21 protein-coding genes and 2 pseudogenes are annotated in these 26,017 nt (G+C 33.0%); 10 read left to right on the forward strand and 13 right to left on the reverse strand.

What is annotated here, in order from left to right:
• Positions 1-157: 157 nt before the first annotated feature.
• From AC1DVP_RS07505 to AC1DVP_RS07515, 3 genes and pseudogenes are all read right to left on the reverse strand, one after another.
• Positions 158-313: pseudogene (locus AC1DVP_RS07505) on the reverse strand (transposase); the annotation flags it as partial.
• A gap of 16 nt (positions 314-329) precedes the next feature.
• A pseudogene (locus tag AC1DVP_RS07510) lies at positions 330-503 on the reverse strand (NAD(P)/FAD-dependent oxidoreductase); the annotation flags it as partial.
• A gap of 20 nt (positions 504-523) precedes the next feature.
• The gene (locus AC1DVP_RS07515; RefSeq protein WP_477182878.1) at positions 524-919 is read right to left on the reverse strand and encodes a helix-turn-helix transcriptional regulator; all 396 of its coding nucleotides are present in this window, start codon (positions 917-919) and stop codon (positions 524-526) included.
• A 215-nt stretch (positions 920-1,134) separates the two neighbouring features.
• On the opposite strand from AC1DVP_RS07515, the gene AC1DVP_RS07520 reads away from it, so the two are divergent.
• The 3 genes from AC1DVP_RS07520 to AC1DVP_RS07530 all read left to right on the forward strand — a co-directional run bounded on the left by AC1DVP_RS07520 (position 1,135) and on the right by AC1DVP_RS07530 (position 2,841).
• The gene (locus AC1DVP_RS07520; RefSeq protein WP_477182879.1) at positions 1,135-1,371 is read left to right on the forward strand and encodes a hypothetical protein; all 237 of its coding nucleotides are present in this window, start codon (positions 1,135-1,137) and stop codon (positions 1,369-1,371) included.
• 510 nt (positions 1,372-1,881) lie between these two features.
• The gene (locus tag AC1DVP_RS07525; protein ID WP_477182880.1) at positions 1,882-2,403 is read left to right on the forward strand and encodes a hypothetical protein; all 522 of its coding nucleotides are present in this window, start codon (positions 1,882-1,884) and stop codon (positions 2,401-2,403) included.
• A gap of 237 nt (positions 2,404-2,640) precedes the next feature.
• Positions 2,641-2,841, forward strand: a complete 201-nt coding sequence (locus tag AC1DVP_RS07530) for a TlpA family protein disulfide reductase (RefSeq protein ID WP_477182881.1) — start codon at positions 2,641-2,643, stop codon at positions 2,839-2,841.
• A gap of 222 nt (positions 2,842-3,063) precedes the next feature.
• Here AC1DVP_RS07530 and AC1DVP_RS07535 read toward each other — a convergent pair whose 3' ends face one another.
• On the reverse strand, positions 3,064-3,231 hold the full coding sequence (locus tag AC1DVP_RS07535; RefSeq protein WP_477182882.1) for a helix-turn-helix domain-containing protein: 168 nt from the start codon (positions 3,229-3,231) through the stop codon (positions 3,064-3,066).
• A 226-nt stretch (positions 3,232-3,457) separates the two neighbouring features.
• On the opposite strand from AC1DVP_RS07535, the gene AC1DVP_RS07540 reads away from it, so the two are divergent.
• From AC1DVP_RS07540 to AC1DVP_RS07570, 7 genes are all read left to right on the forward strand, one after another.
• Complete coding sequence (locus AC1DVP_RS07540; protein WP_477182883.1) at positions 3,458-3,670, forward strand: hypothetical protein; 213 nt, start codon at positions 3,458-3,460, stop codon at positions 3,668-3,670.
• 169 nt (positions 3,671-3,839) lie between these two features.
• Positions 3,840-4,034, forward strand: a complete 195-nt coding sequence (locus tag AC1DVP_RS07545) for a hypothetical protein (protein ID WP_477182884.1) — start codon at positions 3,840-3,842, stop codon at positions 4,032-4,034.
• A gap of 57 nt (positions 4,035-4,091) precedes the next feature.
• Positions 4,092-5,285, forward strand: coding sequence for a TlpA family protein disulfide reductase (locus tag AC1DVP_RS07550; protein ID WP_477182885.1), 1,194 nt, complete (start codon positions 4,092-4,094; stop codon positions 5,283-5,285).
• Positions 5,286-5,321: 36 nt separating this feature from the next.
• Positions 5,322-6,896 (forward strand): thioredoxin domain-containing protein, encoded by a 1,575-nt coding sequence (locus AC1DVP_RS07555; RefSeq protein WP_477182886.1) that lies wholly within the window; start codon positions 5,322-5,324, stop codon positions 6,894-6,896.
• Between the two features lie 12 nt (positions 6,897-6,908).
• Complete coding sequence (locus AC1DVP_RS07560; protein WP_477182887.1) at positions 6,909-7,748, forward strand: DUF6625 family protein; 840 nt, start codon at positions 6,909-6,911, stop codon at positions 7,746-7,748.
• A 24-nt stretch (positions 7,749-7,772) separates the two neighbouring features.
• Positions 7,773-9,998: a peptidase domain-containing ABC transporter gene (locus AC1DVP_RS07565; protein ID WP_477182888.1), complete on the forward strand. Its 2,226-nt coding sequence runs from the start codon at positions 7,773-7,775 to the stop codon at positions 9,996-9,998.
• Between the two features lie 52 nt (positions 9,999-10,050).
• Complete coding sequence (locus tag AC1DVP_RS07570) at positions 10,051-11,334, forward strand: HlyD family secretion protein (RefSeq protein ID WP_477182889.1); 1,284 nt, start codon at positions 10,051-10,053, stop codon at positions 11,332-11,334.
• A 4-nt stretch (positions 11,335-11,338) separates the two neighbouring features.
• Here AC1DVP_RS07570 and AC1DVP_RS07575 read toward each other — a convergent pair whose 3' ends face one another.
• The 9 genes from AC1DVP_RS07575 to AC1DVP_RS07615 form a co-directional block, all read right to left on the reverse strand.
• Positions 11,339-12,547, reverse strand: a complete 1,209-nt coding sequence (locus AC1DVP_RS07575; RefSeq protein ID WP_477182890.1) for a BaiN/RdsA family NAD(P)/FAD-dependent oxidoreductase — start codon at positions 12,545-12,547, stop codon at positions 11,339-11,341.
• Between the two features lie 210 nt (positions 12,548-12,757).
• On the reverse strand, positions 12,758-13,444 hold the full coding sequence (locus AC1DVP_RS07580) for a glycerophosphodiester phosphodiesterase (RefSeq protein WP_477182891.1): 687 nt from the start codon (positions 13,442-13,444) through the stop codon (positions 12,758-12,760).
• A 71-nt stretch (positions 13,445-13,515) separates the two neighbouring features.
• Entirely contained in the window at positions 13,516-15,195 is a 1,680-nt protein-coding gene (locus tag AC1DVP_RS07585) for an alpha-amylase family glycosyl hydrolase (protein WP_477182892.1), read from the reverse strand.
• Between the two features lies 1 nt (position 15,196).
• Entirely contained in the window at positions 15,197-17,584 is a 2,388-nt protein-coding gene (locus AC1DVP_RS07590; protein ID WP_477182893.1) for a glycoside hydrolase family 31 protein, read from the reverse strand.
• A gap of 174 nt (positions 17,585-17,758) precedes the next feature.
• Positions 17,759-19,597, reverse strand: a complete 1,839-nt coding sequence (locus AC1DVP_RS07595) for a glycoside hydrolase family 13 protein (protein ID WP_477182894.1) — start codon at positions 19,595-19,597, stop codon at positions 17,759-17,761.
• Between the two features lie 287 nt (positions 19,598-19,884).
• The gene (locus tag AC1DVP_RS07600; protein ID WP_477182895.1) at positions 19,885-22,179 is read right to left on the reverse strand and encodes a glycoside hydrolase family 65 protein; all 2,295 of its coding nucleotides are present in this window, start codon (positions 22,177-22,179) and stop codon (positions 19,885-19,887) included.
• 87 nt (positions 22,180-22,266) lie between these two features.
• Positions 22,267-22,926 (reverse strand): beta-phosphoglucomutase, encoded by a 660-nt coding sequence (gene pgmB / locus AC1DVP_RS07605; RefSeq protein WP_477182896.1) that lies wholly within the window; start codon positions 22,924-22,926, stop codon positions 22,267-22,269.
• Between the two features lie 24 nt (positions 22,927-22,950).
• A complete protein-coding gene (locus AC1DVP_RS07610; RefSeq protein WP_477182897.1) occupies positions 22,951-24,276 on the reverse strand; it encodes an MFS transporter in 1,326 nt (441 codons plus the stop codon).
• 695 nt (positions 24,277-24,971) lie between these two features.
• Positions 24,972-25,994 (reverse strand): LacI family DNA-binding transcriptional regulator, encoded by a 1,023-nt coding sequence (locus tag AC1DVP_RS07615; protein WP_477182898.1) that lies wholly within the window; start codon positions 25,992-25,994, stop codon positions 24,972-24,974.
• Between the last annotated feature and the right edge of the window lie 23 nt (positions 25,995-26,017).

A 26,017-nucleotide genomic window follows, 5' to 3' on the forward strand; every position in this document is an offset into this window, starting at 1 on the left:
AATTAGTGTGTTACTAATTTATTTACAACACAATTAACTTATTTTATTTTATATTTTTAAAAAATTCTTACTGATTTACTTTGTCCAAGTACACGTGGAAAAACCCTAGATGGTCCGAGCAGAAACTCTACAAAGGGATCAGGTGCAAAGTTGGGAATTACGCAAAAAGATTAGACAATCTGAATAAGAAGAAATCTATATTTCTTACTCCCCTGAATTGACTTCTAAAAGCTTTAATTTTAGCGTTAAAAGATTCTGCCGAAGCATTGGTGCTTCTGTTGTCAAAGTAATTTAGGATAGCCTTTGTGTGTACGAGCAAGATGCTCGCACTAGCCTTTGAACTTATTTCTGCTCGCGCCAGCAGGGGCATTCGCCAAAACAAAACCACTTGTCCAAGCATTTTGGAAATTAAATCCGCCCGTAATCGCATCAATATTTACAATTTCGCCATCAAAATAAAGGTTCTCGTGAAGTTTACTTTCCATTGTTTTGAAGTTGAGTTTTATCGATTACCAAAAAAACACTATATGCTTCTGTTTTTTCTCAAAAGAATTATTTCTTGCTCTAACTCCATTATATTTTTTTCTTTCATTTTTATTTCTTCTTCTAATTTATAAATATATTTTTTCATTGTCTCAAAAACAAAATTATCATTACTCTCAGAATAATTATGACTGTTCGAATAATTGCCATTAGCTTTTTCATTATTGATTACATAAATGCCGTCTTCGGGTTCATAAATATTTTCTAAGGTTGTGTCTAATATTTTTGCCATTTTATCCCATTCGCTTTTGGATATTTTAGTGATACCATTTTCTCTACGATTGTATTGAGATTGAGATATTCCAAGTAAATCTGCAATTTTTTCTTGTGAAAGATTTCTTTCAACACGCTTATTCGTTAGTTTTTGCTTTATCATAATGGACAATTTTTATCAAAAATAACAATTATGCCAAAATTTGCATTAATTATGCCGAAAAAAGAATTGATATATTTAAATTTAATATTTAATGAAAAATTCTTACATTCATTTTTTGTAAAAAACCAAGTGCACGTGGTGGATTGAATTGCTGATTGTTTGAAAATTTTATTGTAGTAAAAAAATATTTATTAATCATCTAAAAAAAAGAAAAGATGAAAAAATTAGAAAAAATGAGTCTTGCTAACATAGCAGGCAAACTTTCAAGAAAAGAAATGAAAAATATTATGGCTGGTAGTGGTGCCTATAACTGTTGTGCTGTAATTATGGAATTTGGTCATCCTTGGCAAGATTGTGGTCTGACTCAATCAGAAGCGCAATGGGCCGTCAATAACTTTACAGACCCTTATTATCATGCCCCTTATCCATCCTCTTATGTTTATTGTGGCTAACTAATAAAAGTTTTTTCTAATATAAACTTTAATAGCTTATTTTTTTCAATAAGACTTTATAGCGATATAAAGGTATTTCAAGAAAAGATAATAAAAATTTCGAAGACTAAAGCACTCTGTATTAAAAGTACAGAGTTTTGTTTGAGTAGAGACTTAAAGTCTCCCAATCTTGAAAACAGTTTATTAATACTAAAAAGATAAAGATTTATTTTTTCGGATTCCTAAAACCCAAATCTGAGACCAATAAAATTTTTAAAATAAAAAAAAATAAGCGTTAAAGTTGTGTTTTTGCAAGAATTTTCAAATAAGTACAAATCACACGATCTACTGTAAATGTTTTAAAAAGAAGATTTAGAAATAAATAGATAAAAAGTATAGTAGACGTTTTGGAATATTATGCGATTTTTTATTTTGGAGCCATATGTTCAAAAAAACTGAAACTTGGAAATTACCCACAACTTCAAAGATACCAAATGTTTACAAATAAGCAACCCGTAACAACAAAAAAACATGAAAAAACAATTTAAAAATATCGTTCTAATTATAATATTTCTAATAGCTAATAATATTAATTCTCAATCAAATTTAAAAAAGGAAATATTCACCATTAATTGGCCAAAAGAAGAAGGCTGGCATATTGTTAAGAAATACAATAAAGCCACTAGCAACGTAACTATGTTAGTATTTTTGAAAAACAATGAAATTATTGAAAATCATAGCGAAATAGGAACAACGTATATTTGTTCTGATTCTATGAATGTGTCAATACAAAAAAAATTAGAAGAATTATTACTGCCCCTAAAATAYGCGCCGACAGCAAAAAAAACGATAATTGAAAAGGATGAAATAGCAAAATACCCATGGTTTATCCTCAAAATTGAACACTCATCTGAATCTCAAATTTGGTATGTTATAAAAGGAACAAATGAATTATATTGTAATTTTTGGTCAACTAAGCAAAACGAGATAGCACCAAAATCTCTTAAAAAATGGGTTAAAATCTTTAAATCTTCAAAAATCGTCTTAAAGTAAAATTTACTTCTACCAACTCCAATGAATAATATATTGTGTTGCTAGACTTTGTAAAACATAATATCTATTATATTAAGTTTGTTTATCAAAATTATTAACTTTATTTAACACAAAATTAAATCATGAAAAAATTAAGTTTAAAAATTTCCGTATGAAAAAACATTAATAAAAAAATATCCAAATGTGTCCTTTGTGTTTATTTCAGTAGATAAAAGCAATGCTGCTTAGCAAAAAGCAATGGCAGAATATAATGATATTTTAAATAATGAAAATAGCTTTTTACTCATGAAATCTAGCAAAGATGAATTATTAAAAAAAATAAATGTATCTACTATTCCACATTATGTATTGTTTGGAAAGGACGGAAAAATAATTGATGTTGATGCACCTCGGCCTTCATCAAAAGAAATTGAAACATTAATTGAAAAACATTTGTAACAATATTTAACCAAAAAACATGTATAATAAAAAAAGAATTAGCTTGTAAAAATAAACAAATTACTGATAAAAAACAGGTTACGCCCTGAACCAAACAAGTATTTATCTCAATAATTTAAAAGTAATGCCTGAAAACTATAACTATCTTTTCCAATATTTGGAAAAGGAGAACATCACTATTGACAAAAAAGAATTTGAGTTTCAGATACAATCACATCCAGATTATCTTCCATTTTTGGCTATTGTAGATACTTTAACCTTTTTAGATATTTTAGTAACTCCATTTTCTCTACGATTGTATTGAGATTGGGATATTCCAAGTAAATCTGCAATTTTTTCTTGGGAAAGGTTTCTTTCAACACGCTTATTCGTTAGTTTTTGCTTTATCATAATTAATGGACAATTTTTATCAAAAATAATAATTATGCTGTAATTTGTATTAATTATGCTAAAAAAAGGATTGCTGTATGTGTTATTAAATATCAAATTTGAGTAAATATTCTTACATTCGTTGTTTTGCAAAAAACCAAGTGCACGTGGTGGATTGAATTGCTGATTGTTTGAAAATTTTATTGTAGTAAAAAAATATTTATTAATCATCTAAAAAAAAGAAAAGATGAAAGAATTAGAAAAAATGAGTCTTGCCACCATAGCAGGCAAACTTACCCGAAAAGAAATGAAAAATATTATGGCTGGATCTGGATCTGGGGGAAGACCTGACTACGTACAATGTTGCCAAACCAATAGTAACGTCTGTGGAACATGCGTATTTAAAGGAGGTGGAGGAATTCCAACTTGTAGCCCTGGTTACGAATTAAAAAATTGCTAGAAAAAAATTAATTAACGACACTATATAAAAATAGAAGTGCTAATTAATTTGTGATTTTTAACAAAAATATTATTTGTTAAAAATACTCATTCGCAAAAAAAAATCAAAAGAGGCTACGTTTTTGAGATAGCCTCTTTGATAAAAAATAAATTAAAAAATTATGAGAAAAATGAGTTCAGAAAACTTGAAAAAAATTCTTTCAAGAAAAGAAATGATGAATATTATGGCTGGATCTGGATCTGAGACAAATGACCATATACATTGTTGTCAAATCAATACTAACATCTGTGGGCCAGGCATATTATTAAAAAAAGGAGATCCAATTCCAACTTGTAGCCCTGGTTACGAATTGAGACGTGACTAGAAAAAAAATAATTAACAACACTAATTAATTTGTGATCTCTTTGATAAAAAACAAGATATGAAAAATACTGTATTAATAATGTTTTTTGCATGTCAAATTCTTTTTTCGCAAGTAAAAATCAATGAACACTCCCCGACTATATATATCACTGATTATATCAATAAAAATAAAGAGGATATCAAAATCGAGGGAAATTTTATAGTTTTAGAATTTTGGGCTACATGGTGCGCCCCTTGCTTGGATGCCGTTCCGCACCTAAATGAAATTCAAAGTAAATATGCCGAGAATAAAAATTTAATATTCCTTTCAATAACAAATGAAAACCCAGAAAAAATAAAAAAAATAGTTGCCAAAATTCCTTTTAAGTCCATAGTTGTTTCAGATCAAAGTGATAAAACTAAAAAAGAATATTTAGGAGTTAATCCTAGTATTCCTCAAACAATTCTTATTGATAGAAAAGGTATTGTGAAATGGATAGGAAATCCAAAAGAACTAAATTCAGAACTAATAGATAACTTTTTATTAGAAACCTATATAGAAAAAGCAACTGTAGAAAAAATTGATGAATCAATGCCATTTATTCCTTCAATTAATCCAGACAAATTAACAACACAATTATTAAGTTTAATAAACAATAACGAAGTAAATTATTTTTTTGCCCTCACAAAAGGAAATGCAGTTGACTCTAGAGGGAGTTCAAATTATCTTAAAAACGAAGGGTTATATGCAGAAATGAATAATAATTTGATTACTATATTTTCAAATCTTAATACTGTAAACAAGACAAGAATATTGTTGCCTAAAAAATATCTGAATGAAAATTATAATATCCTCTATAAAAATTTAATAAAAAAAGAAGATATTAGTCACACAATGAAATTGATAAAAGAGGAATTAATAAAACAACTACAATTTAAAGAAAAGAAAATCATCAAAGAGCTAGACGTATATAGAATTAAAGTTACAGATAGTTCAAAGCTTGAAAAATCTTTAGATAACTTTACGTCATTTACTATGGACTCCTCACATATGTTTTTCAATAAAAGCACTCTTATTGATTTGTCAAGAGAGATTGAGCAAAACTTAAATATCTATATTAATAATAATAATAATATAGATAACAAAATAACATCCGATTTCATATTAAGAAGAGACAGTTTAGAACATCTACAAGAAGACTTAAAAACTTATGGATTAAAATTAATAAAGATAAAAGGGAAAGTCGAATTTTTAGAGTACCTTGAAAATTAAGTAAAAAAAACGTTTAAATTATTAAAAAAAAAATTCATGCCCGAAAATTTTAACTATCTTTTCCAATATTTGGAAAAGGAAAACATAACCATTGACAAACAAGAGTTTCAGTTTCAAATACAGTCACATCCAGCATATTCATCTTTATTGTCAATTGCTGATACTTTGAGTTTCTTTAATATTGATAATTTGGCAACCCGTATAGCAAAAGACCAAATAGATGTTTTGCCTAATCTATTTATAGCATTACTTCATGAGGAATTAAACCCACCAAGCTTGTTTTTTGTCGAAAATAAAGGAGATAATTATTTAATTCTTAAAGACAAAAAAGCAAATACCATAAGCCGTAAAGAACTAGAAAAAAGATGGTTAGAAATTTTGTTAGTAGTTGAAAAAAAACAATCTGAGCCAACTAAAATTAAAAAAAACAATTTTAATGGGTTATTTATATCGCTATTAATTCTTGTTTTTGGTGGTGTTTTATATTCATTAAATGCCACAGTTGAAGAAATTCTGTTTTTGTTGTTTCCTACAATCGGAATCTTATTTTCTGTAGCCGCCCTCAAAGATTTGTTTGATGCCAAAAGTGAATTGCTCAATAATTTTTGCAATATGACGGCATCTACCAGTTGTGCCACGATTGTTGGTTCGAATAAATGGAAAATTTTTGAAATCGTCAATTTCAGCGATTTGAGCATGATTTTTTTTGGTTTTCAATTTATGGGTTTGTTTTTGTCCTTTTTGACAAATAATACCGATAGCTTTTTTACGCTACAAAAAATACTGCTTGTTTTTGCTGTGCCAGTAATTTTTGCTTCATTATATTACCAAAAATATGTAGAGAAAAAATGGTGTCCCATCTGCTTGGTCATCATCAGCATCATTCTTTTAGAGTTGGGGTATTTGTTCGTTTTACAAAATGTTGCTTTTGCTTTTGCTGTGCCGTCTATTTTGCTGAACGGCTTGGTTTTTATATCGGTACTCATCGCTTGGCTTGGCTTGAAAAAATTGCTTACAAATCAGAAAAAACTCAAAGAATTTCAGTTTAAAGGCAGTAGATTTATGCGTAATTATGAGGTTTTCAAGAATACTTTATTAGCTTCGAATAAAACTAATTACAAACCATTATCATCGGGCAATTTAATAGTTGGCAATGAAAATGCTCCACTGAAAATTATCTTGGTTACCAATCCTTTTTGTGGATATTGTAAAGAAGCCCATACTATTATCGAAGAAATTCTAAAAAAACACAATGACAGCGTTTGTGTTGATTTTCGTTTCAATTTTAATGTGGAAGACGGTAATGATCAATTTGAGAAAGTACATCAAAAATTAATTCGCATTTATTTTGACTATGGGCAAGAAGCTTTCCTGAAAGCACTTCACCAATGGTTTGAAAACAAAGACGAAAGCCAATTGATAGTTTCTGAAAAATCAACAATTACAGATTTTAAAATTAATGAACTATTGCAAGAACAATACTTGATGAACCAAGCCAACGAAATTTCGTTTACCCCAGCCCTTATCATCAATCAGTACCCATATCCCAAAATGTACGACAGAGAAGAGTTGGTCTATTTTATCAACGATTTGCTGGAAGACGAATTTTAAAAATCACTAAATATGCAATTAACATCAATAGCGGTCTTGACGTGTTGGTATGGTGATTACCCCTGGTATTTTCCGTATTATGTGCATTCTTGCTCGTTCAATCCCACCATAGATTTTTATATCATCACGGATAATCTGGATGAAATACCCAATAAACCTGACAATCTGATTATTGTCTATAAAACACTTGAAGAGATAAAGAAAATGGGTTCTGAAAAATTAGGATTTCAGGTAAGTCTTGATTACCCATTCAAGCTCAACGACTTTAAACCTGCCTACGGTTTTTTGTTTCCCGAAATATTTCAAGGATATGACTATTGGGGACAAAGTGACTTAGACCTCATTTATGGAGATATCAGAGCTTTTCTAACAGAGGAAATGCTTAACGGCTATGATTATCTTAGTATGCGTCATGATTATACAACGGGTTGTTTTTCGTTGTACCGAAACAGTGAAAAAATGAATACTTTCTTTATAAAAAGTAAAGACTATAAATCAGTTTTTTCAAATTACGAATCCTGTTGTTTCGATGAATGTAGTGAGCTTGGCTATAAACCTTTGGGAGAAGGGAAATCAATATTTGAATTTAAAACTGATATTGTAAGCTTTACCCATATAATAAAAGCTGCTGTAATAACAAATGAAATCAAGGCACATTTTGATTTTATTCTTTTTGAAGGCAATCCTGGAAAGATTGTTTTTGATAATGGAAAAGTGATATACAATAAAAAAATGGAAGGCATTATGTATCATCTAATAAACTTTAAGAAAAGGCGTGCCTCTTTCAATATTCCAAAAAACATTCCATATAAGTATCACATAAGTCCAACAAAAATTTATCATTCAAGATAAATATCATAAAAGTAAAAGAAAAGTTTGAAGAAATTCCCCAACTATATACAAGCTGAATCTAAAGACTGTGGTCCAACTTGTCTAAAAATCATTGCCAAACATTATGGTAAAACTATAAATATACAAGAACTACGAGATTATAGCGAAACCACTCGTGAGGGGAGCAATATGATGATGTTAAGCGATGCAGCCGAAAAAATAGGCTTTCGATCAATAGGTGTAAAATTGTCTTTAGTAAAATTACAAGAAGCACCATTGCCTTGTGTCTTGTTTTGGAACAAAAATCATTATGTTATTCTCTATAAAATTAAAAAAGGAGTTTATTATATTTCTGACCCCGCTATTGGATTGTTAGAATATAGTGAAACTGATTTTCTGAAATTCTGGATTGGAAATAATGCAACGAAAACTACTGAAGAGGGTATTGCATTATTGCTCGAACCAACACCAAAATTTTATCAATCAGAATTTGAAAGTGAAGACAAAAAAGGATTTGGTTTTGGTTTGCTTTTCAAATATATATTTCCCTATAAATCATTTATAATTCAATTGATTATTGGATTATTGGCAGGAAGTTTACTGGAACTTATTTTTCCATTCCTTACTCAAAGTATTGTAGATGTTGGTATTCAAAATCAAAATATTCATTTTATCTATCTAATACTATTTGCACAGCTGTTTTTATTTTTTGGTAAAACTGCGTTGGAACTAATAAGAAGCTGGATTTTATTAAACCTTTCTGCTAGAATTAACATATCGTTGATTTCTGACTTTTTCATTAAATTAATGAATTTGCCTATTTCGTTTTTTGATGTTAGGATGACAGGAGATATTATGCAACGCATCAACGACCATCATCGTATTGAGAGAATATTGACTACCTCATCATTAAACGTATTATTTTCTTTAATCAATATGATTATTATGGGCGGCGTTTTGGCTTATTATAATTTGAAAATTTTTGTTGTTTTTTTTATAGGGAGTTTCTGCTATTTTTTGTGGATTATACTCTTCTTGAAACGAAGAGAAAAACTAGATTACAAGCGTTTTTCCGAAGTTTCGCAGGAACAAAGTAAAGTTATAGAACTCATAAATGGAATGCAGGAAATAAAACTCCACAATGCCGAAAAACAGAAACGTTGGGGGTGGGAATATGTACAAGCACGACTATTCAAAGTTTCTATGAAAGGTTTAGTATTGGAACAAACTCAAAATATTGGTTCCAATTTTATAAATGAAATTAAAAATATTGTAATTATTTTTCTTTCTGCAAAATTGGTTATTGATGGGCAAATTACTTTAGGGATGATGTTGGCAATCAGTAGTATTGTAGGTAGTTTGAACGGACCAATTTTGCAACTTATCAATTTTATTCGTGAAGTTCAAGATGCAAAAATATCCTTAGCCAGACTTTCAGAAATTCACGACAAAGAAGATGAAACCCAGCAAGAGGAAACACAAACACACGATATTCCTAAAGATGCTGATATTGTAATAAAAGATTTGAATTTTAGGTACATTGGTTCTGATGTCAATGTTTTAGAAAATCTAAATTTAATAATTCCTTCCAATAAAGTTACCGCAATTGTTGGTACAAGTGGAAGCGGTAAAACTACTTTAATGAAGTTGTTATTAAAGTTTTATGAGCCGAATAGTGGGGAAATAAGTCTCGCAACAAAAAAAGATGAGATTGCTTCGTCCCTTGCAAAGACTGACTTGAAAAACATCGCACAACGAACTTGGAGAGCGCATATTGGAACGGTTATGCAAGAGGGATATATTTTTAATGATTCTATTGCCAATAATATTGCGATTGGGGTGGATATTATTGATAAAGAGCGATTGGTTTATGCCGCTGATGTAGCTAATATTGCAACTTTTATTCAAGATTATCCGCTAGGTTATAATACAAAAATAGGAATGGAAGGAGTTGGTATGAGTACTGGTCAAAAACAACGATTACTAATTGCTAGAGCGGTTTATAAAAACCCTGAAATGTTATTTTTTGACGAAGCTACAAGTTCGCTAGATGCTAACAATGAAAAAGAGATTATGCAAAAACTTGGTATTTTTTTCAAGAACAAAACTGTTGTTGTTATCGCTCATAGATTAAGTACCGTGATGAATGCCGACCAAATTGTGGTATTAGAAAAAGGAAAAATCATAGAAATTGGCAATCATCAGGAATTAATACAATTGAAAGGAAGTTATTATGAATTAGTGCGAAATCAATTGCAGTTGGGAACATAGGATTTTGATTGCAAGTTAACAATTTTTAGTTTCAGATTTAAAAAATAAAAGAATGTCAGATAATAAAGCAATAGAATTAAGAAGTGAAGAAGTACAAGAAATCCTTACACGAGTGCCACATTGGATGATTCGTTGGGGTTCGATTGTGATTTTATTAATCTTGTGTTCTCTTTTTTTTGTTTCTTGGATGCTCAAATATCCCGATATTATTTCAACTCCAATTGTTATCACTACCAATATTCCACCTGAAAAATTAGTTGCTAAAATGCCTGGGAAAATAGAAGCTATTTTGGTAAAAGATAGAGCAAATATTTCTAAAAACACACCTCTTGCCATTATTGAAAATTCTGCCAATTATAAAGATATATTCTTATTGAAAAGCATTGTTGATAGCATTGATATTGATAAAAGTAAATTTCCGTTTGAGAAATTAAAGTCAGCACAACTTGGCGAAATCGAAAGCTTCTTTGCCGTGTTTCAAAAAGAAAGTATCGCAGATGATTTGAATACTAAATTGCAACCATATCAAGTGGAAGGCACTGCTCAAAGCTATGAGGCTATACAACTAAAAGAGCGATTGGGTTTATTAGAATCCCAAAAAAGCATCAATCAAAATGAATTGGTTTTAGAAAAAAGTGATTTAGAAAGATACCAAGGTTTATTCAACAAAGGAATTATTGCTACACAGGAATTAGAAAAGCATAAATTAACTTATCTTCAAGTTGAAAGAAATTTCAAGAGTTTGTTAAGCACTATTTCACAATTGAAATCGTCATTGAATGAACTCAATAAAAACAGTAAAACCACTCAAATTAACGAAAGCAAAGAGAATGTAAACCTACAACGCAATGTTATCCAAGCCTTTTATCAACTCAAAAAAGCGATTAAAGATTGGGAGTTAAATTATGTTTTACGCTCATCGATTGATGGAAAAGTTAGTTTTTTACAACTTTGGGCAGAAAACCAAACGGTAGATACTGGCGACAATGTGTTTGCTATCATTCCAACAAATGAAAGAGGTTATATTGGAAAAGTAAAAGCTCCAGCACAAAATTCAGGAAAAATAAAAATCGGGCAAACGGTTAATATAAGATTGGCAAATTATCCTGATAGAGAGTTTGGAATAATCAAAGGAATTGTAAGTGCTATTTCATTAACACCTGATAAAGATGGTAATTTATTGATTAATGTTTCGTTCTTAAACGGATTGCAAACTTCCTATAAAAAACAAATTGTCTTTCAACAAGAAATGAGCGGCACAGCCGACATAGTAACCGAGGATTTACGACTGATTGAACGATTATTATATCAATTTAGGGATGTTTTCAAAAGATAAATGCCTATATCGCATTCGCCACAATAAATCCGCTTGTCCATGCATTCTGGAAATTAAAGCCGCCAGTAATAGCGTCGATATTTACGATTTCACCAGCAAAATAAAGGTTTCCATGCAGTTTGCTTTCCATTGTTTTGAAATTGATTTCTTTTAAATCGATTCCGCCTGCGGTTACAAACTCTTCTTTGAAAGTGCTTTTTCCATTGACTTGAAAAGTGCTGTTCGTCAATTGATTTACTAAATTCTGCAATTGGATTTTGGACAAATCAGCCCATTTGGTTTCCTCTGGAATATTCGATGCTAAAACCAAACTCTCCCAAAGACGATTCGGGAACTCAAAAGGTGATTTTTTGGAAACTGTTTTTTTGGCGTGTTCTTGTTTAAGTGTTTTTAGAATTTTCTCGGTGTCTTCGGCATCGACATCGTTGAGCCAATTTACATAAATGGTAAACTGATAGTTTTTATCGAATAAAATCCGCGCTCCCCAAGCCGATAATTTTAAGATTGCAGGGCCGCTCATTCCCCAATGCGTAATTAACAATGGCCCTGTAGAAACCAATTTGGTGTCTTTTACCTTTACCGTAACTTGAGCCGCTACGCCGGGTAATTCTTTGATTCGAGGATCTTTTATGTTGAACGTAAATAAGGATGGAACTGGGCTTACAATTGCATGACCTTGCTGTTGAAGCATTTCCCAAATTTTTGGATTACTTCCTGTGGCAAGAACCAATTTCTCGGCTATATAATTTTCGTTCTGGGTTTCTACTTTCCAGAAATTATCTTTTTTGAAAATGGACTGAACGCTTTGTCCTGTGAGAACTGCAATTCCAAGTTTTTGGGTTGCTTTGACAAAACAATCAATAATGGTTTGTGAGGAATTTGAAACGGGAAACATTCTCCCATCTTCTTCAATTTTCAATTCCACGCCATGTTTCTCAAACCATTCGATAGTATCTCCAGAACAAAACTGATGGAAAGGACCGCGTAATTCCTTTTCGCCACGCGGATAAAATTTCACTAATTCATTGGGTTCAAAACAGGCATGAGTCACATTACAGCGTCCTCCTCCTGAAACACGAACTTTCCCTAACACCTCAGCTCCTCTTTCGAGAATGGCAACTTTAATTTTAGGGTTTTTCTCTACGATATTAATAGCCGTAAAAAAACCTGCAGCGCCACCGCCAACAACGAGTATGTCAAAATTTTGATTCATTATTTGAAAAGGAATAGAATTGGAATACAAAGGTAAGTTTTTGAAGGGATAACCGCAGATTCACAGATTATATTTTGAAAACTAGTCGCCCAATGTATAATTCCATGATTGAGAGATAGCACACGGATGACACTGATGAAACAGATTAGTAAAGATTTTTTTATTTTTAAATTGTAGAAAATCAGTGCAAATCTGTAAAATCTGTGACAATTAAACCCTATCCAAAAAATCGGTAATAATACCATCTACATTAAATGATTTCATTCTTTGAATATTATCCATTTCATTTACTGTCCAAGGGAAAACCTGAATTCCTTTCTCTTGAATTTTGGCGGTATATTCATTCGTCAATAATTGAAAATCGGGATGCAATGCTTCGGCTTTGAGGAATCGGGCGAAAGAGAGGGCTAGATTCAAATCGGTTTCTGTTAAAATCCCAATTCGGATATTTCCGTTTAAAAAACGGACTTGCTGCAATGCATTCCAATCAAAACTTGACACTATAAAGTGATTGTGATTCCAATTTTTATCTGAAATATAATGTTCTATCAATTGAACAACTTTCTCGGCCGTATCCTGATTTTTCAATTCGATATTTACAAAACATCTTTGGTTAACCAAATCTAAGACTTCTTCCAATGTTGGAATTTCGTGTTCATCATTAATTTTAAAGGACTTTAGTTCCTGCAAAGCCAATTGATTTACGAATCCTTTTCCGTTTGTGGTTCGGTCAATGGTCTCATCATGGATTACAATCAAATGGCCGTCTAAGCTTAGATGTACATCCAATTCGATTCCGTCAGCTCCCATTTCGATTGCTTTTTCGAATGATACCAAAGTATTTTCGGGTTCGTATCCTTTGGCTCCGCGATGTCCTATTTTGAGAATTTTATTCATAACTTTTGTAAAATGTAAACATAAAAAAACGCCTTCATTTCTAAAGGCGTTTTGGCGCAATTTATTTTTAATTATTTTTTCAATTCTAATAATACGATGTCAAACTCACTATCAACCGCTACTTTTCCATTCAAAACGGTTGCCGTTTTACCCGAATAAGCATCCTTAATTTTTGCTCCTTCTTTAAAAACTGATCCTACAGGAATTTCTTTTTTGCCTTTGGCCAAATCCAAACCGATTACCACCTTATCGGAATAATTTTCTCTTGTGAAAGTTCTAGAACAAACATACGGTTTTGCCGAAATTTCAGCATTCACACCTGCGCCGACAGCTGGATGATTTCTTCTGAATTGACCTAATTTTTGCCAATGCAAAAGTGTTTTTTGGGTTTCAGCATTCATTTTTACATCGTTCCAATTCATAAAAGAACGCAATGTGGCATCGCCTTGAGTTCCTTCAACAACAAGGGAACGAGCAGATTCATCGCCATAATATATCTGAGAAATACCCGGAGTCAATAATAATTTTGTTCCAGTTTCGATGCTTTTGGTGCGTTTCGCATCAAATGGTCCACCATCGTCATGAGAAGACAAATAATTCAGTACACTATGTCCTTTCAATTGATTATTCAACAAATCAGAATATTTTGTAAATAAAATTGAATAGTCTTTTTGGGCATCGCTTTTGAATTCAAAATTAATCATAGCCGTAAAACCATTTTCATAATAATTCACTTTTTTATCCCCAAAATCGAATAATTGACCTGCACTAATGTTATAATTATAAACTTCTGCAATGGTGTAAAACGGATTGTTGTCTAAAACTTTCGCAGGATTCTTCTTTTTCCATTGTGCAAATGAATAATCACATTGCGTTTTGAAATCGGCCCAAACGCTTTCGTCGGTGTGCTTCACTGTATCGGCTCTGTAACCATCAATTCCAAAATCGGTAATATAATCGGTCAGCCATTTTATGATGTAATATTTTGGCGTTCTTGGATAACCCGTTCTTTTGAAAAAAGCATCCAACGAAGCCACTTCTTTTTCATATCTCCCTTCGGCTTTCCATTTTTCGACCAAAAAAGGAGGCAGAGCAACCTCAACTTTGCTTTCTGTTTTTACATCGGGTAAATTCGCTACCAAAGTGCAAGCAGTTGTATTCTCAAAATTACTGTATTGACATTTAGGCTCGGTTCGAACCCAGCCTTCCGGCCAAACGGTATCTACAGGAGTAACTGGTCCTGTATGGTTGATTACGCCGTCAAGCATAATACGGATTCCTTTGGCGTGGGCTTTTTTTACTAATTCAGCCAAATCTTTTTTAGTGCCAAAGTTAGGATCCAGTGCGGTCCAATCTCTTGTCCAATAGCCGTGAAAACCGTAACTGAAACCCGTTCCTTCATCTACTCCATCATGAATCTGTTCGACAACCGGCGTAAACCAAATCACGTTGATTCCGAGTTTCGTAAAATACCCTTCATCTATTTTTTGAATAATTCCTTTAAGATCTCCTCCTTCAAAACCACGAAGTTTCCCAGTTGTTTTAGTTCTGTTATAATTTATATCATTCGATTTATCACCGTTATTAAAACGGTCGGTCATCAAAAAATACAAATTGGCGCCTTCCCATACAAAGGGTGTTTTTTCAGTTTTTGCTTTCGAATTAACTTTCGAATGTTTTTTTGTTTGGCCAACTGCCAATGTTGCAACCAGTAAAACACACAGCGAGACTAATACTTTTCTATTTATCATCTTATAATTGTATTTTAATTTCGTTATCCAATCCTTTTTTCAATACTACTGAAATTTCAAGCGTATTTGCATTCATTTTAAAATCAACATTTGCACCATTGATGGTAACTTTAATCGATTTTGCACTGATATTATAAACCAATAAAATGACATTTTTATCAGTTCTGGCAAACGATTTTCCAACAACAGTATTCACTTTTATCGTAATTGTTTTAGCAGTTACATTACTTGAAAAATTCAAAATTTCATAAGCGCCTTTTTCGAAAGCATTTGGCGACAGTCCATCATCATTGTATAATTTTCCGATACTTGAAGTTACTTTTTCGTCAAAATAAAAATGCAGATCAAAATTCGCCAACGAATATTTCGTCGTGTTTTGAATCGTTTTTATCATAGGAATAAAAGCTCCTCCGCGAACAAAAACCGGAATGTTTTCTGCCGATACCGGAATATTTTCTGTAACGCCTGCTTCGTGTTTGGCACCATTATAAAAATCATACCAATTGCTGTTTTTGGGAAAATATACAGTCGTATTAGTAACTCCTGATTTGGTAATTGGAGTCACCAAAAAATCATTCCCCCACAAATAAGAATCACAGGAATTCAATAGCTTTTCATTAGCTGGTTCTTCGAAAAATAAAGGACGCATCAACGGCAAACCTCTGTTGTTGTTTTCGAAAGCCAAGGTGTAATTGTACGGCAACATTTGGTAACGCAACTCTATTTGTTTTTTTACTTTTGCCTTAGTTACAATGTCTTTATACACAGGTTCCGAAGGCACATCTTCTTGGGCGTGCGGACGATAAACAGGTTGAAAAACACCATACTGCAACCAGCGAACATACAATTCATTATCAAAATAATCTCCAGCAAATCCGCCTAAATCGGAGTGCATATAGGCCATTCCCTGCATTCCCATCTGCAAAGCGATTTCGGGTTGTGACTGTAATCCTTCCCAAGAACGGCTCACATCGCCAGACCACGGAATCATTCCATAATTTTGAGAACCCGAATATCCGGTGCGCATTAGAATAAAAGGACGCACATTTGGAAAGTCATTCTTGTACCCGTCACGAATCATTTTAGCCCAAGTATGTCCGTAAATATTATGCACTTCATCGGCCTTTCCTTGTGTGGTAAATGACGCAGACGGAAATACTTCGGGTTCACCCAAATCGCCCCACCAACCGCCTATGCCTTGGTTTATTAAACCTTTGTAGATGTTCCAAAACCAGGTTTTCCCTTCAGGTTTAAAGACATCCACAAGTCCTGTGTTTCCAAAAAAGAAATCATATTTAAAAGGGTTTCCGGCATCGTCAGTAGCCAATACTTTTTTATCTACAGCTTCCTGCCACTTGCTTGAAGTTGTCAAAATAAAAGGTTCTGTAATCAATACAGTTTTGACTCCTTTGCTGTTCAAATCGGTTATCATTTTCTTTGGATCGGAGAAATTGTCTTTGTCCCAATCCAAATTCCCCATCGTTCCCGTAACCGTTTTTCCGAACCAATACAAATCAAGGATTATGGCGTCTACAGGGATTTCATCTTTGATGTATTTGTCAATAGTTTTGGTCACTTCTTCCTGTGAATGGTATCCAAATCTACTAGAGAAATTCCCCAACGCCCAACGGGGAACAAGAGGCTGTCTTCCGGTCAAAGCGGTGTAATTTGAAGTCAAATCTGTCCAAGAATCACCAGCAATTACCTGATAGGTTTTTCTGCCCGAGATGGTTTCATAAACCAATGTATTGTCTTTTTTGCTATCTAAATCCAACCAACCAATGGCTCCATTATCAAAATGAACCGCATAAATTTTGGAAGACATTACCAACGGAATGGAGAAATTCATTTTCTTCGAATGCGTTCCATATCCATAGTCGGCTTGGTTGTATAATTCCAAACGATTCCCGCGACGGTTCATGCCTAATGCACGAGCTCCTCCACCGTAAAGCGCTTCGGTCGCATCCAAATTAAATTCTAAAGTCTCTTGTGGCTGTTCTTTGCTGTTTGCCGCTCTTTTTACAAACCCGTTTTTTTCAGAAATCAAAGGTTTGTTTTTGTACAAATAGCTAATTTGAAATGGGCTTTTCACGATGGAAACTGTAATCCCATTAGAAGAAAACACCAGTTCATTTTGGCTTTGCTTTATTTTAAAAACCGCTTTGGCAGGAATTAAAACTACCGCATGCGAAATCGAATTCAATTTTTCGCCCGTAGGCAAAAAAGTGGTTTCTACTATTTTATCTGAATAGGGTTTAATGAAATACTGCCCATCAGAAGTTTTTATTTCCAAAGTGTTTTGGACTACTTTATAACTTTCAAATTTTCGGTTTACGTTTTGGGCAAACGAAAAACTTGAAATTAAAAGAAATAGAATTATTTTTTTCATGGCTGGTTTATTTTTTTGAACCATTGTAAGGATTAAGTTTTGCTTATTCTCGCGAAGGCGCAAAGGCGCAAAGTTTAGAACCGATTTCTTTGCGTCTTCGCGTCTTTGCGAGAACTATATCTAGATAAAGCCTAGCAAGAAACTTTAATAATCTTATTTTTTTAGATTTAATTTTTACTTCAATTCCAAAAGTAGAACCGATTTTCCTTCAATGGTAATATCATTTTTCAAATCAATTGATTTTCCGGTAAGCACATCGTTTCCTGTTTTATAATTGGAAATACTTTCTTGAAAACGAGCCGTTGAAAAAGTTTTAGATTCTTTATTCTTATTGATAACCACCATAACCGATTTGGAATCGGTATATCTGAAATAGACATATACATTATTCTCTGGTATGTAATGTTTCATTTTTCCAAAATGCACTGCGTCATTTGTTTTTCTCCAATTGAACAATTGTGCCGAAAAATCAAAAAACGACTGTTGTTCAGCAGTTCTTCCTGCTTTTACGAAAGCATTATTACTGTCACCAGCCCAACCGCCTGGAAAATCTTGACGAATAGCAGCGTCGCCATCTTTATCTTTACTTCCTGCCATTCCAATTTCGGAACCATAATAAATTTGTGGAATTCCGCGAACGGTTGCCAGCAAAGTCATTGCCATTTTATATTTCGGCAGTTCTTTTTGGTAAATTTCATTGAAACGGTTTGTGTCATGATTTTCTACAAATGTCATGATGCTATTGATATTTGGATACAAAAAGTCATTGGTAAAATTCTCGTAAATATTGATCATTCCTTCATTCCACTTCCCATTATCTTCATTGAATACTTTAGCTAGTGTTTCCGTAAATGTAAAATCCATAACAGAAGGCAAGTATGAATTGTAATTTTGTATAGCCGCTATTTTACTGTCTTTTTGCCAATATGCCATTTGTGCCTGATCGTGCATCCAAACTTCCCCAACGATATTAAAATTCGGGTATTCATCGGTTACAGCTTTAGTCCATTCAGCAATTCCTTTTTTGTCGCAATAGGAATAAGTATCTACACGGAAACCATCTAAATTGGCGTATTCAATCCACCAAATGGCGTTTTGTTTCAAGTAGGTATTTACCAATGGATTCGATTGATTCAAATCGGGCATTGATTTTACAAACCACCCGTCCATACACGTTTTTGCATCAATTTGGGACGCATTGGTATCAAACTGTGTTGTCATTCTATAATTGGTTTGTGTGAAACTCGGAAATTGATGAAACCATTCTTGAGATGGCAAATCCTTCATCATCCAATGTTCGGCTCCCCAATGGTTTGTTACGTAATCCATAATCAGCTTCATATCGCGTTTGTGCAATTCTGCCGAAAGCTGTACATACTCTTCATTCGTTCCAAAACGAGGATCAATTTTATAAACATCAGATTGCCCATAAGTGTGATACGAATAAGCTTTGTCATTGTCTTCGCAAAGCGGTGTTGGCCAAAGTGCTGTAGCTCCCAACTCTTTGATGTAATCCAAATGCTGAATCATTCCCGCAATATCCCCACCGTGTCTTCCGCCGGGAAGCGCACGGTTTCCTTTTTCGGTAACCGATTTGTCGCTGTCGTTTTTTGGATTTCCATTGGCAAAACGATCTGACATGATTAAATAAATCAAATCGGATGCGTCATATCCTTTTCTGGAAGCCGAATTTTCTCTTCTTTGTTTTAAACTGTATTTTTTGGTGAAAGCGACTTTTTTATTTTTAGAAAATGAAAAAACAAAATCTTGTGCCGTTACATTTTTAGTGTCGATTGTAACGAAAAGATAATTTGGGTTTTCGGTTTTTTTGACTTCTTTAATCACAATATTATTGGATACTGTCACTTCATTTTCGGCAATATTTTTGCCGTAGAACATAATCTGCAATTCCGGATTGTGCATTCCTGCATACCAAAATGGAGGCTCAACCCGAGCAATTTGAGAAAAAACTGAAGTTGAAATGAGAAGTAATAGACTAACTACTTTTTTCATATTATACCATTTAAATTATAGTTTAAAAATTCTTACAGCAACTCCTTTTTTGAAATGTAAATCGGTGTGCTGATTTTTTTAAACACATGGGGACATAGGTTTTTATAGCTAGACTTTAATAAAAAAGGAAAAGAATGAATAGAAATAGCACTATTTTTCACATAGACTATGTGAAAAGTGAAACACCAATCTAGTTCTTTACAAAAACTATGAATTCTATGCTTCTATGTGTTTAAAAATTTAAAACCCTTTCTTAGCAATACTTCGAAAGGGTTTTTATTGAAATTTTATTTTTTTGGCTGAACCAAAACCGGACTTCCGTTTACATAAACAGTCAGTTCTTGGGTTCCTTCCAAAGTGAATTTGGTTTCCTTATGATCTACCGAGATTTTTACAATCTGGTTTCTGAAATTGATTTTGAACGAATAACCTCCCCATTCTTTTGGGATTTTTGGAGAGAAATGAAGTGCATCATTTTTTACTCTCATTCCGCCAAATCCTTCCACAATACTCATCCAAGTTCCTGCCATTGATGTAATATGACAACCCTCTTCAACCTCTTTGTTATAATCATCAAGATCCAAACGGGAAGTTCTTAAATAAAAGGCATACGCCATATCCATTTTGTCCAGCAAAGCGGCCTGAATAGAGTGTACACAAGGAGAAAGTGAACTTTCATGCACTGTAAATGATTCGTAGAAATCAAAATTACGTTCCAATTCCTCTTTAGAGAAATGGTCTTCGAAGAAATAAAAACACTGTAATACATCGGCTTGCTTGATATAAGGCGAACGCAATACACGATCCCAAGACCATTTTTGGTTGATTGGTCTTTGTGAACGGTCTAAGTCTTTTACGCGAACTAAATCTTTGTCCAAGAATCCGTCTTGCTGCAGATAAATCCCCATTTCTTCCGATCTTGGGAAATACATATTTCCTGCCACTTTGTTCCATTCCTGCAATTCAGCATCAGAAAGTTTTACCTTTTCTATAATGCGTTTATGGTCTGAAGGATATTCTAGTGATACTTTTTGAATTTGTGCTGTAGCGTAATCAATACACCATTTTGCAATATAATTGGTATAAAAATTATTGTTGATGTTGTTTTCGTATTCGTTTGGACCCGTTACTCCCAAAATCATATACTGATTTTTGTTTTTGGAGAAAGAAGCCCTTTGGTGCCAAAAACGGGCAATACCGATTAACACTTCCAATCCTTTCTCGGGAATATAAGAGTAGTCGCCGGTAAAACGGTGGTAATTATAAATTGCGAAAGCAATGGCACCATTTCTGTGAATTTCTTCGTGGGTGATTTCCCATTCGTTATGGCATTCTTCACCATTCATGGTCACCATTGGGTACAAAGCTGCTCCGTTTTTGAAACCCAAATTTACTTCCGCGTTTTCAATTGCTTTGTCCAATTGATTGTAACGATATGTCAATAAATTACGGGCTACTTGCTGGTCTTTGGTCGCCATATAAAATGGTATGCAATAAGCCTCAGTATCCCAATAAGTAGATCCGCCGTATTTTTCTCCTGTGAATCCTTTTGGTCCAATATTCAAACGGGAATCTTTTCCTAAGTAGGTTTGATTCAATTGAAAAATATTAAAACGAATTCCTTGTTGTGCTTTCACATCACCTTCAATTGTGATATCTGACATTTCCCAAATCTTTGCCCAAGCATCAATTTGGTCTTGCAACAATTGATTGTATCCTTTTGCTAAAGCTGATTGAATAACATTTTCGGCTGCCGAAACAGTATCAGTGTGATTTAACGAAACAGTATAACCTCCAATTTTTTGGATTCCGGATTTTTCTCCTTTTGCTACGATAACATCATAGTAAAATAAAATTTTATCCGATGTTGTATCTACCGATGTTGGTGACAGATTTTGTTTTTCTCCTTTTGCAAAAATGGTATTTTGCATAAAAGTTGTTACTTTAAAATGCGTTTTGAAGGTTTGAGCCGTAACAAAAGCTTCATTTCCAGATTTTTTAACATCTAATGGTTCCCAGAATTTTTCATCCCAGTTTGCATCTTCGTTGGTTACACCGGCATCGATATAGGGTTTGTAGATGATTTTGGCATCTTTATTTAAAGGAGTAACTTCGTAATTAATCACCCCTGCTTCATCTAAATCCAGTGATAAAAAACGACGAACATCAACAGCAACTTGTGTTCCATTTTTAAGAGTCGCTTGAAAAGAACGATGGTACCAGCCTTCTTTCATATTCAATTCACGACGGTAATTGGAAACTTCGGTACAGGTATTCAAATCAAAATCTTCGCCGTTGATTTCAATATTAATTCCAATCCAGTTTGGTGCATTCAAAACTTTGGCGAAATACTTAGGGTAGCCATTTTTCCACCAGCCCACTTTGGTTTTGTCAGGATAATAAATTCCCGCAATATAACTTCCTTGAAAAGTTTCGCCTGTATAACTTTCTTCAAAATTGGCTCTCTGTCCCATTGCACCGTTCCCGATACTAAATAAGCTTTCGGAAGACTTTACTTGTTCCTTATCAAATCCTTCTTCAATGATTGACCAATTATTTGGTTTTATATAATCTTGATTCATTTTTTATCTTAATTTAAGGCTAAGGTTTGAAGTTAAAGAATAAAACACCTCTTTGCTTCATTCTGCTTTAACCTTATATTTTGTTTATTATTTGTTTATTAATAATTCCAAGAAAGTGGAATTCATTTCGGTAAAATCTTTAAAATTGTATTGTGCTTCATGCAGCGTTTCTTCATGGCCAATACCAATGCTCATCATTTTGGCAATATTTGCGGCCTGAATTCCTGCTACTGAATCTTCAAAAACGATTGAATCTTCATTAGTTACGTTCAATAAACGTGCAGCATGAAGAAAAACTTCAGGATCTGGTTTTGCATTAACGACATCATTACCATCAACGATAACGTCAAAAAAAGGTAAAATTCCAGTTTTCTCAAGAATAGGTCTTGCATTTTTGCTGGCTGAACCCAAAGCAATTGGCTGATTATTCGCTTTTAAAAATTTTAAAACTTTCATTACTCCAGGCAAAATTTCAGTCTCATTCATATCAACCAGATACGAAAGATAATCTTCATTTTTTTGGATTAACCATTTGTCTTTATCTTCTTGAGAGGCTTCAACTTTACCTAATTCTAAAATGATATCTAAGGAACGAACGCGGCTCACACCTTTCAATAATTCATTATGTTCTAATGTAAAGTCAATTCCCAATCCCTTCGCAATTTTTTTCCACGCCAAAAAATGATATTTGGCTGTGTCAACAATTACACCGTCTAAATCAAAAATAAATCCTTTTCTCTTTTCCATTATTCTGCTTATTATTTTATTTTATTATTGCACTTTTTCTTTAACAAAAAATACAGCTAAACCAGCAATTATCATAGATATACCTGCTATTACAATTATTGCCATTGGTTCTCCTCCAAAAAGCATGATTATAGTGCTTCCTAATAATCCTGCTGTTATTTGCGGTATGGTTATAGTGGCATTAAATAATCCCATATATACTCCCATTTTTTCGGCAGGCAATGAACCTGACAACATTGCATAAGGCATTGCTAAGATCGCAGCCCATGCTAATCCTACTCCGGAAATAGAAAGCAGCAACATGTTTTTGTCTTCAACAATAAACATGGAAATCAATCCTAATCCACCCATAAATAAAGAGAAACTATAGGTTTTCTTTCTTCCAATGGATTTGGCAATAGAAGGAATAAGCAAGGAAAACAAAGCCCCTACTCCGCTATAAAAAGCAAACATTACTCCTGTCCAAACACCGGCTTCATTAAAACCAATTGATTTTGCGTCTAAAGCAGCTCCATGTCCCCAAACTTGATTTGCAATCGCCCTTGTAGTGTAAACCCACATTAAAAACAAGGCAAACCACGAGAAAAACTGAACAATTCCAAGTTGCCAGAAGATTTTTGGAGCATCCCCTATCAGTGCAAAAATGCTGGTTTTTTCCTTTTTTTCTATAGCGGTTAAGTCAATTTTATTGTATGCTGCATGCTCTTTAGGACCATATTCTTTAGTTTTAAATACTGTCCAAAGCACCGTCCCTAATAATATTGCTCCTCCAATATAGAAAGACCAGATTACTGACTCAGCTACTTTTTCGCCTGCTGCAGGCACATTAGACAAACCAATTTTTACTAAAATCCAAGGCAATAATGACCCAAAAACTGCGCCAAAATTGATTAAGGCACTTTGAAGCGAATACCCAAGATTGCGCTGTTCATCATTTACCATATCACCGACAAGTGCTCTAAACGGCTGCATGGTAACATTAAATGATGTATCCATTAGCAGTAACATTACAGCACCAAAAGCCAAAGGAGGCAATAAGTAAGTAAAATATTCTGCATTTGGCATAAAAAACATTGCCGTTGCCGACACAATAGCGCCAAAAAATATAAAAGGAATGCGGCGGCCTAATTTAGTCCATGTCTTATCACTTGAAAGACCAATAATAGGCTGAACAATTAATCCCGCCAAAGGTGCTGCTAACCAAAAGTAGCCAATGCTGTGAACATCTGCACCTAATGCTTCTAATATTCTACTTGTGTTTCCATTTTGCAAAGAATATCCGATTTGAACTCCCAAGAATCCAAAACTTAAATTCCAAATTTGCCAAAAACTTAAATTAGGTTTTCCCATTATTAAAAAATTTACATTTATTTACTAAACAAACAGTTATACTGTATTCTTCATCAGAACTGACTATAATTTATAATGAAAACACAAATAATACAAAATGAAATTGAGTTCAAATCAATACTCTCAAATCAACTTTTAAACACAATTTTGTCTAGCACTTCTTTTCAAAATAGCAAACTTTGGCATTTCGGAAAAAAGCTAAAACTTTAATTCATTTCTGAATTCAGCATGTTTTTAATAAAAATTGTCATGGGTAGCAATATGTACGGTTAAATAAATATCCCTAAAGGGATTTTGTTTAATAATTAACCTATACTCTTGTAAAAATTCATTAAATCATTATAATAATTTATGAATCTTTTTTTAAAAGATTTATCGTGTCTTAAAAAATTATAACACGAAATTTATCGTTATAAAAAAACTCATCTTATTTTTCGAAGTAAAAGAAAAGTTATAAACGTGGAGTAAATGTATAAAATTCTTTTTAGTAATTATTTAATAAAATTCAAAAATCATCATTTTTTTTTACTACAAGGTTGTAGTAATTAATAAATTACACCTTTTATTGGCAAATTTTTTAGAATTAACAGATTGCCATAAAAAAAATCGAATGGAGAAAACCCATTCGATTTCAATTTTTAAAACTATTTATCTAAAAAATATTCTTCAGCCCCGTTTGTTTTTACAGTCTAAAATTAATTGGTAGATTCTCTTTCTACCAAATAGGTTTCAATAACTTCGGTAATGTAGTTTTCTTCCTCCGATTCATCTTCAGATTCTAAACGGTCAATGATTATTTTAGCAGCTCGGTTGCCCATTTTTACACCGCTTTGACTCACAGTAGTAATCGTAGGAGTAGAATATTTGGAAATCATTCCATCTGTAAAGGCTATTACAGCAAGATCATTTGGAACATTTAAGCCAATTTTATTAGCTGTTTTGATACAGGTTACGGCAAAAATTTCATTTACAGCAAAAACAGCATCAATTGCTTCGTCTTCCAGCAATTTCCCAATAATAATTTCGCAGGTATCAATATCTTCAATTTTTATAATCAAGTGTTCATCAAAAGGCAGATTATTGTCTAATAATGCTTTTACATATCCATCAGTCCTCAATTTACCAACACTTACATAATCTACAGTTGTTACTAAAGCAATCTTTTTTCGGCCTTTATCAATCAAGCTTTGAACAGCTTCGTAAGCTGCCTGCTTATCATCAATAATTACTTTGTCGCACAATACCTCATTGGTCACACGGTCAAACATTACAACCGGCATTCCTTGATTTATCACTTCGGTAATATGATGAAAATCTCCTTTAAACTGGGTTTCTTTAGACAAAGACATAATAAATCCATCGATGCTGCCATTTGCCAAAAGCTCCATATTGAGAACCTCTTTATCAAAAGAATCATCAGACAAACAAATAACAACACTATATCCATTTTCATTAGCAATCTGTTCAATACCATTAATTACTGTAGAGAAAAAATGGTGTACAATTTCTGGGATAATAATACCTATTGTTTTTGTTTTTCTGTTTTTGAGGCTGAGTGCAATATTGTTCGGTTTATAATGATAAAATTTTGCAAATGCTTGAACTTTCAATCGTGTTTCCTCTCCAATTTCGGGACTGTTTCTAAGTGATTTAGAAACAGTTGAAATAGAAACATCCAATTCTTTGGCAATTTGCTTTAGCGTTATTTTTTTCTTCATCTTAAAGAGGCATTACTTGATTG

The organism is Flavobacterium sp. P3_A6 (genome assembly GCF_056403035.1).